Source organism: Halobellus sp. GM3 (assembly GCF_052545375.1).
Window position 1 is genome coordinate 67,179 of record NZ_JBQWLT010000013.1, and the last position, 11,976, is coordinate 79,154.

Consider the following 11,976-nt stretch of genomic DNA (forward strand, 5'->3'; position numbering starts at 1 on the left):
TCAGCCTAAGAGGTCGAAGCCCGCTGCAGGGAACCGGACCTCCCACGGGAACTCGTGTCAGGGTCACTCCGGACGTTCCTCGGGCTCTTCGTCTGCAAGTTCGACGACCGCCTGCCGGCGCAGGGCGCGTTCGAGGAACTCCTTGGGTAGCGACGCAATATCACCTGTCTGCACTCGCCAGAAGTTCGCGTATAGGCCATCGTTTTCGAGTAGTGCTTCGTGGGTGCCGTCTTCGACCACTCGACCATCGTCGAGGACGAGAATTCTGTCGGCTGTCCTGACGGTCGAAAGCCGGTGGGCGATGACGAAGGTAGTCCGGTTGGCGGCGAACTCAGCGAGTCGATCTTGGATGATCGCTTCTGTTTCGGTATCCACTGCCGATGTCGCCTCGTCGAGCACCAGAATGGCGGGATCTTTGAGCATCGTGCGTGCAAGCGCCAGCCGTTGTCGCTGTCCGCCCGAGAGTTTCACTCCTCGTTCGCCCACCAGCGTGTCATATTCGTTGGGAAGGTTCTCGATGAACTCGTGGGCCTGGGCCCGGCGAGCGGCCTTTTCGATATCGTCCTTAGTCGCGTCGAAAGTGCCGTACCGAATGTTCTCCGCAACCGTCCCATAGAAGAGAAATGGTTCCTGACTCACGTATCCGATCGACTTTCGAAGGCTCTGTAAAGTCACCTCCCGGACGTCCTGCCCATCGATTCGGACTGCCCCATCATCGACATCGTACAACCGCGGAAGCAGTTTCAACAGCGTTGTCTTTCCTGCCCCAGTTGGCCCCACCACTCCGACCGTCGTCCCACCCTCGACGTTGAAGTCAATCTCACGCAGGATTGTCTCCTCGGAGTAAGCGAATCGAACATCATCGTAGGTTACCTCGCCATTGGTCACTTCGAGCACGCTGGCATCTGACCGATCTCGGACTGCCGGATCCCGCGAGAGGACTGCCTGCACTCGACTCCCGGCAGCCTTGGCGCGCTCGTAGTCGTCGACCACGTCACCCAGTCTGAGTATCGGCCAGAGAAACTGCTGGGCGTAGATGACGAATGTGACGAACTCACCAGGCGAAAGTGTTCCAGTGAGCCCGAACACTGGCTGTCCGAGTACCCACAGCCCACCGACGAGGAATGTAATCGCAAAGCCGGCCCCAGCGATGATGTTCAACCCCGGAAAGTAGGTGATCCGGACTTTGATTGCTGAGAGATTGGCGGCGAGGTACTCATCGGAGGCTGCAGCCACACGCTCGGTCTCGAACTTTTCGGCTCCTTCGCTTTTGATCACCTCAATGCCGCTGACGTTATTTTCCAGCCGGGAGTTCAGATCCCCGATCTCCTCACGGATCGAGAGATACCGCGGCGCGATCACCCGTGTGAAAATCAGCGTGAACGCCGCGAGAAACGGAACCGGAAGCAGGGTGACCGCGGTCAGCGGGAGGTTCAGGCCGATAAGGATAATCCCGATGCCGGCGATGGTCGTGAGAATCCACAGGGTGGCGCTCAGCCCGTCCTCCAGAAACGTCTCGAGGGCGTTGACATCGTTGTTGAGGACACTCATCAAATCGCCCGTCCGACGTCTGGTGAAATAGGCGAGTTCGAGGTTCTGGAGTCGCTCGTAGGCATCGACGCGAAGGTTGCGCTGGATGCGCTGGGCGAAGACGCTCCAACCCCAGTCTTCGATCCACGAAGCGACTGCGCCGGCAGCAGTTGCTCCTAGCAGAATTGCGATCGAGAAGTATAGTTGCTCGATATCGGTGCCCGGAATGAGTCCCTGCGGTACCAAGGGGAGCGTGTAAGACCGTTCTGTAAGGAATATCGCGTCAACAGCCAGCCCGATGACGAACGCAGGAATGAGTCCGAGCAGCCGCCCGAGGATTGTGGCGGTGGCACCGAGGACGGCGTACCGTTGCGCGACACCGTACTCGGTGTATAAACTCCAGACCGGGTTCTCCGACCTTGATTTTGATGCCGTCGGGCGCTCGTCGTCGGATAGCCCCCGTTCTGAACTCATACATCTTCACTTGACGTGCACGGGACAAGAGGCCACGGGTGCCGAGCACTCCAGATCCCGTGTGGGCTCTGCTGTGGCGAGATATCTCGTGACATAACCTTCTACGTGTCGGGCTACCCTCTGCCGCCTACAGTTGGGACGTTCGATCTATTTGGACCACGGCGATCCTCGGTTTTCCTCAGAGTAGCCTCGATATGCGCTTGTACGTCGGTTTCTCCACTTGAGTCACAGTCTGGGGTGAGGTGTACCTGCACAGGACTGGTATAGTAGTCGTCGACGACGCTCAGTTTGAGATGATCACGGACGCGAGTCCGTTCCTGACGGCTAGAGCGGGAAAAGCGCACCCAGAGCGGTGAATTGAGATTCCGGGGCCAGGGATCGGGGAGTGATCGCAGACTCACTCGGCAGCCAAATCCTCAGCGAGCTCCCGGACCCGGTCCACCGCCGCATCGGCTTCAGGGTCACCCGTCCCGTCGATCTTCGAGAGGAGTTCGACAACGACACTGGCACGATCGGTGACCACCGCTGGATCATCGATCCCACGGAGATCGTCGGCGACCGCCTGGGCCTCACCTAACAGGCGGCTCGGCGTGCGATCGACTGGCCGTTCGGCCGTGGCCTCGAGACACTGGTACAGTTCTGCTTTCGCGTCATCCGGCATTATCGTGGCATATCGTGGTCGATCCTCGTATACCAGTCGGTCGTGGAGTCGATGGGTGTCTCATCGCCTCTGAAAGTTCTTAACCAACACAGGGCGTCAGTATCGGTTGAATGTTGGTTAACGACGTCGCGTCGAAACCCGGATAAAGCTGTAAGTAGCGCTGTCTCTCGACTGCCGACGTTCAGGTCAAAGAAGAGTGCCCACACCCGATTGGAGTCACTCTGTACAGGAAACCTACGTCTCGGTCTCCTTGTGGACCTACTCGGCTTCTACCAAGAATGGCGTGTGAAATACAGAGCGAATCCTTGGAATAGACACTAATCATCGATTCTACTACGCACTCTACATCTCGTTTGGGGGAGGGGGACAATGGAGTCAGACCGACAAACCTGTTCGGACTCTCCAATAGTATCTGGTACCACATCACGCCACCTTTCAGAAGTCGCGGAAACAACTACTTGTCCGGGAGCGAGCCCTCGACCAGTGATTTGTGCTTTGGAGAGTACGGGAGATCTCCCGACTCGATGAGCCTCATAAACTCCATCCCAGTCAGGAAGCGGATCCCTCGCTTCACCGGATATGAGGGAACCAAATTCGAGACAACCAACTGACGGACCTGCAGATCAGTCCACGCCTCGTCGAACGTCGTAGCCGTCCGGTCGCCATCGTCGCCCTCCTGCCACGTGAAATTGTCTCCGGGCTTATTAGTGAGCCACCAATCTGCTTTCTCATCAAAGGCTTCGCCGTCCTCGAACACCGAGCGGTACATCTTATCGTTGAAGTCCTCGATACCTTCAGCCGTGTCCATACGCATATACGGGACTTTGTACTTGCATTCAATGAGCCAGAGCTCCTCACGCTCGTGTGCTACCACAAGAAGGTCTAACTGATGGTCATTGTCCCCGTAGTGGGTCAAATCATGGTACGCCTCATATCCCTGTTCGTCAAGATATCCGTAGATATTCCGCTCATAGGGAATGCCCCGATCACTCGTGATTTTGTTGATGATCTCTTTCCCTGGAGTCCCCTCTTCGCCAGACAGCATTGGGAACATCTGGAAGCCGATAAAGCGAGCGTACTCGCTAGCATAGAATACCATCGGAATGTCTAGCGTTACTGTGGCCCCCGGGGGGGCAGTCTTAGGTTTTTGACTCACTGACAATCCAAATAGGAAGGGGTGAGCATTCGTGTTCTCACCTGTTACAACGATATTCTCTCGGACGGTTGGCCAGTCCTCACCAAACGCCTCTTCGCCGGCACGGTTGATCTCACCCCACTGGGCCATTGCCAGTTCGCCCTCATCCCTCATTTTGCCGAGAGCCCCATCCACGTAGCTCAAATCCAACTCTTTTAGGAAATCCCCGATGTCGAGAACTGTGACCGACTCTGGGAACTCATTATGGTATGTTTCTCCAAGAGAGTCATTCGATGACATAAAAAACGAGATGCCAATGATGAACTCGTAGAAAGTCTGCCCAAACTCTCTGACCGTTTCGATCTCGTCACCCTCTGGAGTATCGAAGTCTCTGAATTCCAGATCGACTGAATCGAACAGGTCCTGGTGTTCCTCATATCCTCCTAGAAGACTTCGCATACAGCGGTCGAAACAATACTGATACTCCGAGGCATAGATAGCATACGAGGAAAGTATGGAAGGGTTGTCCTCAACCGTGACCTTCGGGTAGGCGTAGACGAATTGGTCTTCGAGATGTGAGAGCGTTCGAAGCACCTCAAAGTGAAAATCCAGACTGGTCTCCAGAACTTCTGGCGGCCAATCGTCAACGTCGAGAGTTTTTCCACCAAATCCCGATTCGGGAAGTAAGAGTTTGATGAGTCGGGGGGGAAGGGAAAAATCTCTGAGTGGAATTCCACGGGTACTCCAGATTTTACTGCCTGCTTTATTCACCATACGTAAGAGCGCCAGAATCAATTGCTCTTTCTTGTACTCTTTGAGGAACTCGATCAATTCTTCTTCGCCAAGATAATCGCGCTGCGCCTCTACCTGAGTCTCCACAAGAGCAGGAGGCACTACAGGTAGATTCGAGCAATTTGGACATCTGAGGTTCTCGTATTCCTTCGAGACGAAGAGGGGAGAGCCGCATTCTGCACAGGGCATAGATGCATTTCTAACCTTTCAATGATAAGTCCAAAGGTCGTGCTCAATACGAAGCATTGAGCCTCAACACAATCCGACAGGACCGCTGCCGGGACATTCGCACCCCAATTTCCAGAGTTAATTCAATTGTAAAATTCTGAAATAAATCTTCGTTGCAAGACTTCTAGGTCGCGCATCAGGAGTGTAGAACTGTACAGCTACCTTGAAAATCTGAGTAATTGCGGCTATCCGCACTCGTGAACAGCAATCTGTCCAACCAACCCGACTCGCCCGCAGTTGGGACACTCGATCTGCTCGGGCCATGGAAGTTCCTTGATCTCCGCTAACGCGGCTTCAATATGCGCTCGCGTGTCTGCATCCTCGACTCGCGTCACAGCCTACGCGAGATGTATCAATCCTGAACCCTCCAGAAAGCCAGCCACACCAACTCGGTCGGTCGAAGCAGAATGGATCAAAGCGAGTAATGACATAACCGAAGAGTACAGGCCAGCCGTGAGGACTACGCCACCGACGTCGTCCGTAGGCGGTTAGAGTCCTATTCTATCGCGTCGTCAACGAACCCGAGGTCCTCGCTGTCTTGAAGCTCGACACGAGTGGCGCGGATACCGTCATCAGTCGGGAACAACCGTTCTTGGATGAGGTGGCCGTCGTCGTTCCGTCCGCGCGAGCGGTAGGCGTACGCTGAGGCCGTCCCGTCGGTCCAGAGCTTCACATCGATTGCCCACCGATCATCGCCCCAATAGTCCTGTGCTGCTGCGTAGAGGGTATCGACCTCCGGGGGCAGTTCGAGTTCGGAACGCGGCGTATCCATAGGTCGGTGGTCGGGCGGGCGGGTGATAACTCACGGATGGCGGGTACGATCTCCCCGAGATCTACGACGCAGTCCCCGCACCCGCCGACACGACCTGAGAGATCTACGCCTCCGCAAATGGCCCCGCGGGGAGCCCGCCGAGATCCTGTACGTGTACGCGCACTACGGTGGCGAGCGCCCCGCGAACGCTCTGGCCTATACAGCGCACGCGCCGGTAGAACGCCCGGAGCAAGCCACAGAGCCAGCGACCGACGCCACAGAACTCCGCACGGACGGCGGCCAGATCGAATCGCCCCGGAACCGCGAGAGCCTGCAGTGGCACGAACTGAGCGGCTTCCAGCGGGATTGTCTCGTGGCAATCGCCCGACTGGATACCGAGACGCCACCGAGCGGCCGAGACATTCAGCAGCACCTCAATGGCAGGTATCAGAGAGTCCATCACAGCCAACTGTACACGAACCTCGACACACTCGTCGCAGACGGCTACCTCGAAAAGACCGATCGCGACGGCCGCACCAACAGCTACCAACTCACCGAGACCGGAAGCCAGATGCTCGATGTCGGCGCGAGGCATCTCCACGCCACCGTGGGAGGGGGTGACCGATGAGCACCCACACCACCAGTGCCCAGGAGGAAGTATCCGGCCGCCGGGAGCGTCCGGATGTCCGGTGAGCTTCGCACCGGGATTCACCAGCTCGTCGAGGAGGAGGTCTTCCCGAACAAGAGCGCCCTCATCCGAACCGCCATCCGTGACCTCCTCGAGGAACACGGCGCACTCACGAATCAGCCAGAAAGACACAGCGCACGTGAGCATCGGAGGGGGGCTGACGCCGATGAGTAACGACCGGCGTCAGCCTAGCGCGCGACATCGTGATGCAACCGGCCGGCGCGTGCTGTCCGAGGCACCCGCAGTGAGCCGGTCGGTACCCAGTGGCCGACTCGATGCGGCCACGAAAGCAGTCACGCGCAACGCATCTTGTTATACCGGGCCTACAGGCCACGCCGGTCTCCGCTTCGAGTACATCTTAACCGATCCTCTGACCGAGGCCGTCCACACCGCCGTAGAGTCGTCATAGAGACCAACGAGTGACCACTCAAACGGCTCTGTTGAAATCCTCAGCGGCTGACACAAACGGCGTGGTGAATAGAGGGCGCGAATCGGTCACGAGTAAGGAGTGTCAGTTGAGTGGATCGATCGTCGAACGTTTATTACCGAGTGACCGCAAGCATTCGTTGATTGGAGTATGACCGACTATCTAGGTCTGTCCTGGCGGGATGTCGGGGCGGGCCTCGCCGCGGGTGGGTCGGCGCTCCTCTTTGCCGTTCTGGTTAATCTCTGGAACTTTTTCCAGACGTTCAGGGCCCAAGGATTTGACTCTGCGAGCCTAGCAGAGTATCGACGAGGAAGTGAGGATTATCTTCCTCGGGATGATCGTCACACCGGTCGTCGCTCTCATCGTAGCGACCGTCGTGTGGCGTGTGATGATGCCGGATGAACTGGAACCGGTCTACGGTGCGATAGCAGGTGTCGTTTCAGCGCTCGGATCGCTCTTCATATTCGCCACTCTGATAGGCCTCGTGTTCTCTCTGAGTCAGTTTTCCGCTGGCGCACTCCTGGCTGGGGTTTCCGAGTTCATCTTCATCACTGCTGTAATCGCTCTATTCGGGGGTATCATTACTCTCCCCATTGCCGCCCCACTAGGGGCTTTTGTGGGATACGGATACGAATGGTACTTCGCTAGACGGAAGACGTAATCAGTTGTTGATGATTCCTAGTCGTTCCGTTTCCCTCATAGTAGACGAGCCAAAAGGCCCGACTAGCACGTAGTCAATTGCTGAATCTACCCTCTATAGTCAGCACGTACGCCAAAACATATCACCACTCAAGGATTTCACTCGTGGTTTTCGGCGTGAGTGTGCGCATACTGCCGCCAGTTATGTTCAAGCTGCTGTTCGGCCTCCCAAACAGAGAATTCGACGTCAGTATCTTTGGGCTGATCACGTCGATACAGCCGATCGAAATGGACTGTTTGATGAGACGTGTCGATCCGTGCAATCTAAAAGTCGCGTGTAGAGTTTCGACATCGGTATGCAGGTAACGAGGCCGCTGATTTCAATCTGTGTTTCAGTATCCGAGCATCGAATTCACGGGACAACCCTTTTAGCGTTGTGGTCACAATACAACGATAACAATGGCGACAACTAGCGATCCAACACAAAAGAAGGCCGAGGTCACTCGCGCGCTCATTCAGGCGGGCTATGATGACGTGTTGATGATCGACCGCGAAACTGCGAGTACTGTCCTCACAGAAAAGCGGCAGGAGCTACTTGATCGGGTCCGCGACGGTGAGATCGAATCCGTCCGCCAGTTGGCGCAGGACATCGGCCGCGATAAAGCCGCCGTGAGCCGTGATCTCGAGCTACTGTTCAGGTACGATCTGATCGAATACCGCGAGGAAGGATCCCGGAAAATCCCCCAGCTGAAACACGACACGGTCGTGGTCGAACCGATCGTATAGATACAGAGCGTCGGTTAAGGTTGAGAAGTACCCAACGCGTATCAGAGAAATATCTAAGTGGGCACAAATTAATGTGAGTGGGTGTCGTAGCAGTCATTAATTCGAATTCTGTCGGGTGACCGAGCTCACACGAGAGTTCGGGACGGTCGAGGAGATCACAGACGCAATTGACGCGTATCGTGACCGGGAGCGGGAACTTGCAGCGCAATTCGAGGCGGCCACTCCGAAGGCAGTCGTGCTCTCCGACGTCGAACACGACGACCTGAATGAGGCCTACGACGCGCTGGGAAAGTGGCGCGCAGTAACCCGCCGACTCTGTGAACTCCACGAGGGGAAACCTCGTCTCAAATCGGGATCGAGTCCTGCATCTGCATCATCACACCCCTGAGACACATATGGAGCCATTTGCTGAGTAGTCCTAGTGTGTGGACATTCCGGAAAGGACATTGAGACAGTACACACCGGCAATGATGAGAGAAATCCCGATCACGCCGGCAACGTCGATCTGTTCATCAAATACGACGATTCCGATCGCCGCAACGCCAACGATTCCGAGGGCAGCCCACGTTCCGTACACGACCCCGACTGGCAACTCCTCGAGCGTCAAAGAGAGGAGGTAGAACGCAGCCCCGTACCCAAGAACCACCACGAGGCTTGGAAGCGACTGTGAGAAGCCTTCAGAGAGTTTGAGCGATGTAGTCCCAATAATTTCGGAGAGGATCGCTGCTCCGAGCAAGACGTACGGGTTCATATCGGTGTGACGCGTAAGTAGCGTGTTAGAGATTTCGACTGACTGATTTGCACTTTGTTCACTAGCAGGCTCCCTGATCGAATCCTCTCACAGCAACAGCACGATCGAGAACTACGGGTTAACCAACAATGCCCACATCTGTCGTAATCTGTTGGTTAAGGTTGAAGAGCATCAGACACTGCTATCGAACTCCATCGACGCCGGACTTCGCGACGCTGCTGTGCAAGCTATGTGCAGGCGTCGAAACCGTTATCAAGCTATGTGCAGGCGTCGAAACCGTTATCAAGCTATGTGCAGGCGTCGAAACCGTTATCAATCTATGTGCAGAACTTGCACATAGAATGAGCGCGAGCGACGGCCCACGACGAGTCCACTTCCAGTCCCCGGAGTACCTCGTCGATCGGCTCGATGCGATCGCCGATCTCTTCGATAAGGATCGGACGGACCTGCTCGTCGAAGCCATCCGTGAGTACATCGAAGAGACGGCCGACAGCGAGACGTTTCAGGAACTCGTCGCGACGAAGTACTACGACGACCAACTGGAGTTCGAGACCGTCAAGCAGTTGGTCGGTGCCGAGACCGCCCAGCGACTCCGCTTGCTGAAGGCAGACCTCGAGGACGAGCCGCTCGATCTTGCTGCACCGGACGACAGCGACATCTACGGCGATGATGCGGTGACGGTCGATACCGCTACCGACGAGCGATGAGCGGTCCCCGCCTGCGGACCGTCGCCGCCGACACGAGCGCGCTGGTCAGCCTTGCAGTGGCGCGGGCCGACGCGGCGTACGACACCGATGCCGCGCCGGATCCCTTGCAGTATCTGCTCACCTCGTGCGACGTGTCTGTGCCACTGGAGGTCCTCACAGAGCTTCAGGACCTCACCCAGTACCAAGATATCCATGGTGCTGCAGCGACGAACGTCCTCGCGGCTCGCGACCACTACACCGTCAAGGACCCCTACGAGCGTACCGAGACCCCGGATGCGCGGCCGACATACGGGCTCGATGACGGCGAAACCGACGGGATCGTTCTCGCGAACGCACTCGATGTCGACGGCTTCCTCACCGACGAGTTTGGCGGGACGAATTTCGCGTTGATCCACGCCGTGTTACAGGGGCCGCGCATCGTGCCGACGCCGCGACTCATCGTTGATTACGCCCGGAACGATCATATGACCGACGCCGAAGCCCGGAGACTGTTAGCGACGATCAGCTCACACCGGAGCTGGGAGAACAGCCCCTACGTCGCCCAACTTCGAGACAGGCTCGAATGAAGTCCACGAGACCACCCACTGTCTCGAAGTATGCAATCACACAGATTCGTCGCTCTCGACAAGGTCACGAGTGCATCTGTGGGAACGGTCGTTCTTTCGCTCTCGTGACGTCTGTAGCAGTCCCCTGACGTGGCCACCGATCAGGCGGACTTACACGCCTCGACGACGACCTCTGGTTCGTCGACGAGCTGGTTCACCGTATGGGCACCCTTGCCCTTTCCGCGGCCCTTCCGCTCCTGCTCGATGAGGGAGAGAAACGCCAGCTCGGAGAGTAAATCACGGACTCGCCGCATTTTCAGCGGATCGACGCCATCACGCTCACACACGAGTTCGTACATCGAATAGACGCCTTTCGTGGGAATTGCAGGATCCTCCCCGGATTCGTCTTGGACCTGTAACGACAGCGCCTGCAACAGATATTTCGAGTGTTCTGGCTGCTTGGCGATGAGCTCAGAGAGTCGCGCTTGCTCTTCGCGATCGTGGGCCTCGTCGACGTACTCAACGCGCACGGTATCGTCGTCGTGCTCGTCGGCGATTTCCCCCGCATACCGAAGGATGTCGATCGCTTTGCGTGCGTCTCCGTGTTCTTTGGCAGCGAGTGCAGCCACTTTGGGAATGACGTCCTCGTCGAGGACGCCCTCACGGAACGCATCAGCACGCGATTTGAGGATCTCACGGAGCTGGTTCGCGTCATATGGAGGGAACACGAAATCACGCTCCGAGAGACTCGATTTGACGCGCTCGTTCAGCGAGTCCTTGTATCGAATCTTGTTACTGATACCAATGACACCGAGAGTACTCTCGGTGACCTTCCCGGCTTCGGCGGCCCGCGACAGCTGCATCAGGACATTATCGTCTTCCAGTTTGTCGATCTCATCGAGAATGACGATCCCGACGTCGAGCCGCATATCGAGAATATCCCACAGCCGACGATAGTAATCAGAGGTGCTCACGCCAGTGTGTGGGACCTTGATAGCTGTCTGCGTGGAATCGTTGAATGCCTGGGCGATCGTTCGGACGGTCTGGGTCTCAGTCGATTCCTGAAAGCAATCGACGTAGGCTACACCAACCCTGACACCGTTGTCGGCAGCTGCCTGCGTGAGATCACGGGTGATATACTTCGAGCAGAGGCTCTTCCCGGTCCCCGTCTTCCCGTAAATCAGGACGTTGTTCGGGGTATCGCCCCGCTGGGCGTCTTTAATCGCATTCGCGAGCTTCTGGAGCTCGCGATCACGCCCGATGATCCGGTCACCCTCCGGAAGGTGGCTCACCCGAAGCAGTTCCTTGTCGGCGAAGATCGGGTCCGGATCGCCGAAGAATGACTCGGACTCACTCATGACAAAGCGGTCACAAGGCTACTATTTCAATCTTACCCACCGTGTTGCCGCTGTAAAACGGTCAGTGATAGTCCCATCGAGATCGTAAAGAGGCCTCACAGACACTATACCCACTGAAAAGTCAGGCTACAGCATTTGACGGACACCACAGTGCCGCTGTAAAACAAATGAGCGCCATAACTCCCACACCCCACGTTGCCGCTGTAAAGAGATGAAAGACGGGGTCTCCATTTGAACACAAGGTATAATTGGAGAATCCACGGTCTCGATCACGTACGCGTCCCGAAAGTGATTCGATAAACTACGGGTTTCAGGCGTTATTTCGTGTGTTCGACGCCAAAGATGACGTCTTCACAGGTACGCCAAAGTGCGGTACGGTAGCAAATATCACGACCAGGTATAAAACTATCGAAGTAATAGCGTGATCGGCACTGTCTAGTTAACAGCCTCCGCTGGCGTTCGATCATCTAGCGCTTGGTGCGGTCGTTGAAAATTGTAGTAGTA

The 11,976-nt window shown here is 56.4% G+C and carries 14 protein-coding genes; 8 read left to right on the forward strand and 6 right to left on the reverse strand.

The genetic code is table 11. The features are described from left to right. Positions 1 to 63 precede the first annotated feature (63 nt). Entirely contained in the window at positions 64 to 2,004 is a 1,941-nt protein-coding gene (locus ACT3HL_RS16085) for an ABC transporter transmembrane domain-containing protein (protein ID WP_445087770.1), read from the reverse strand. Between the two features lie 385 nt (positions 2,005 to 2,389). Here ACT3HL_RS16085 and ACT3HL_RS16090 point away from each other — a divergent pair, with 385 nt between their 5' ends. Then, a complete protein-coding gene (locus ACT3HL_RS16090; protein WP_445087771.1) occupies positions 2,390 to 2,581 on the forward strand; it encodes a hypothetical protein in 192 nt (63 codons plus the stop codon). A gap of 538 nt (positions 2,582 to 3,119) precedes the next feature. Here the strand turns inward: ACT3HL_RS16090 and ACT3HL_RS16095 are convergent. Continuing rightward, positions 3,120 to 4,781 (reverse strand): hypothetical protein, encoded by a 1,662-nt coding sequence (locus ACT3HL_RS16095; RefSeq protein WP_445087772.1) that lies wholly within the window; start codon positions 4,779 to 4,781, stop codon positions 3,120 to 3,122. Between the two features lie 535 nt (positions 4,782 to 5,316). Then, positions 5,317 to 5,592: a hypothetical protein gene (locus ACT3HL_RS16100; protein WP_445087773.1), complete on the reverse strand. Its 276-nt coding sequence runs from the start codon at positions 5,590 to 5,592 to the stop codon at positions 5,317 to 5,319. A 151-nt stretch (positions 5,593 to 5,743) separates the two neighbouring features. On the opposite strand from ACT3HL_RS16100, the gene ACT3HL_RS16105 reads away from it, so the two are divergent. The 3 genes from ACT3HL_RS16105 to ACT3HL_RS16115 all read left to right on the forward strand — a co-directional run bounded on the left by ACT3HL_RS16105 (position 5,744) and on the right by ACT3HL_RS16115 (position 7,347). Then, positions 5,744 to 6,199: a helix-turn-helix transcriptional regulator gene (locus ACT3HL_RS16105; RefSeq protein ID WP_445087774.1), complete on the forward strand. Its 456-nt coding sequence runs from the start codon at positions 5,744 to 5,746 to the stop codon at positions 6,197 to 6,199. Positions 6,200 to 6,253: 54 nt separating this feature from the next. Continuing rightward, positions 6,254 to 6,433 (forward strand): hypothetical protein, encoded by a 180-nt coding sequence (locus tag ACT3HL_RS16110; RefSeq protein WP_445087775.1) that lies wholly within the window; start codon positions 6,254 to 6,256, stop codon positions 6,431 to 6,433. Positions 6,434 to 6,999: 566 nt separating this feature from the next. Next, the gene (locus tag ACT3HL_RS16115; RefSeq protein WP_445087776.1) at positions 7,000 to 7,347 is read left to right on the forward strand and encodes a hypothetical protein; all 348 of its coding nucleotides are present in this window, start codon (positions 7,000 to 7,002) and stop codon (positions 7,345 to 7,347) included. Positions 7,348 to 7,484: 137 nt separating this feature from the next. On the opposite strand, the gene ACT3HL_RS16120 is transcribed toward ACT3HL_RS16115, so the two are convergent. Continuing rightward, positions 7,485 to 7,649 (reverse strand): DUF7718 family protein, encoded by a 165-nt coding sequence (locus tag ACT3HL_RS16120; RefSeq protein WP_445087785.1) that lies wholly within the window; start codon positions 7,647 to 7,649, stop codon positions 7,485 to 7,487. Between the two features lie 135 nt (positions 7,650 to 7,784). Between ACT3HL_RS16120 and ACT3HL_RS16125 the strand changes: the two genes are divergently transcribed. After that, positions 7,785 to 8,111, forward strand: a complete 327-nt coding sequence (locus tag ACT3HL_RS16125) for an HVO_A0114 family putative DNA-binding protein (protein ID WP_445087777.1) — start codon at positions 7,785 to 7,787, stop codon at positions 8,109 to 8,111. A gap of 115 nt (positions 8,112 to 8,226) precedes the next feature. Continuing rightward, positions 8,227 to 8,499 (forward strand): DUF7342 family protein, encoded by a 273-nt coding sequence (locus ACT3HL_RS16130; protein ID WP_445087778.1) that lies wholly within the window; start codon positions 8,227 to 8,229, stop codon positions 8,497 to 8,499. A 30-nt stretch (positions 8,500 to 8,529) separates the two neighbouring features. Here ACT3HL_RS16130 and ACT3HL_RS16135 read toward each other — a convergent pair whose 3' ends face one another. Then, a complete protein-coding gene (locus ACT3HL_RS16135; protein WP_445087779.1) occupies positions 8,530 to 8,862 on the reverse strand; it encodes an SMR family transporter in 333 nt (110 codons plus the stop codon). A gap of 341 nt (positions 8,863 to 9,203) precedes the next feature. Here ACT3HL_RS16135 and ACT3HL_RS16140 point away from each other — a divergent pair, with 341 nt between their 5' ends. Together ACT3HL_RS16140 and ACT3HL_RS16145 are read left to right on the forward strand one after the other, a co-directional pair. Further along, positions 9,204 to 9,569, forward strand: a complete 366-nt coding sequence (locus tag ACT3HL_RS16140; RefSeq protein ID WP_445087780.1) for a hypothetical protein — start codon at positions 9,204 to 9,206, stop codon at positions 9,567 to 9,569. Next, positions 9,566 to 10,135 carry a hypothetical protein gene (locus ACT3HL_RS16145; protein WP_445087781.1) on the forward strand — a complete coding sequence of 190 codons (570 nt, stop codon included), beginning with the start codon at positions 9,566 to 9,568 and terminating at the stop codon, positions 10,133 to 10,135. The genes ACT3HL_RS16140 and ACT3HL_RS16145 overlap by 4 nt, the downstream gene beginning before the upstream one ends. 140 nt (positions 10,136 to 10,275) lie before the next feature. Here ACT3HL_RS16145 and ACT3HL_RS16150 read toward each other — a convergent pair whose 3' ends face one another. Continuing rightward, the gene (locus ACT3HL_RS16150) at positions 10,276 to 11,472 is read right to left on the reverse strand and encodes an AAA family ATPase (RefSeq protein WP_445087782.1); all 1,197 of its coding nucleotides are present in this window, start codon (positions 11,470 to 11,472) and stop codon (positions 10,276 to 10,278) included. Between the last annotated feature and the right edge of the window lie 504 nt (positions 11,473 to 11,976).

Excerpts from the sequence above, each read along its gene's own strand:
- ACT3HL_RS16100 (WP_445087773.1), bottom strand. The coding sequence starts at position 5,592 with ATGGATACGCCGCGTTCCGAACTCGAACTGCCCCCGGAGGTCGATACC.
- ACT3HL_RS16135 (WP_445087779.1), bottom strand. The coding sequence starts at position 8,862 with ATGAACCCGTACGTCTTGCTCGGAGCAGCGATCCTCTCCGAAATTATT.
- ACT3HL_RS16140 (WP_445087780.1), top strand. The coding sequence starts at position 9,204 with ATGAGCGCGAGCGACGGCCCACGACGAGTCCACTTCCAGTCCCCGGAG.
- ACT3HL_RS16095 (WP_445087772.1), bottom strand. The coding sequence starts at position 4,781 with ATGCCCTGTGCAGAATGCGGCTCTCCCCTCTTCGTCTCGAAGGAATAC.
- ACT3HL_RS16125 (WP_445087777.1), top strand. The coding sequence starts at position 7,785 with ATGGCGACAACTAGCGATCCAACACAAAAGAAGGCCGAGGTCACTCGC.
- ACT3HL_RS16150 (WP_445087782.1), bottom strand. The coding sequence starts at position 11,472 with ATGAGTGAGTCCGAGTCATTCTTCGGCGATCCGGACCCGATCTTCGCC.
- ACT3HL_RS16110 (WP_445087775.1), top strand. The coding sequence starts at position 6,254 with ATGTCCGGTGAGCTTCGCACCGGGATTCACCAGCTCGTCGAGGAGGAG.
- ACT3HL_RS16145 (WP_445087781.1), top strand. The coding sequence starts at position 9,566 with ATGAGCGGTCCCCGCCTGCGGACCGTCGCCGCCGACACGAGCGCGCTG.
- ACT3HL_RS16085 (WP_445087770.1), bottom strand. The coding sequence starts at position 2,004 with ATGAGTTCAGAACGGGGGCTATCCGACGACGAGCGCCCGACGGCATCA.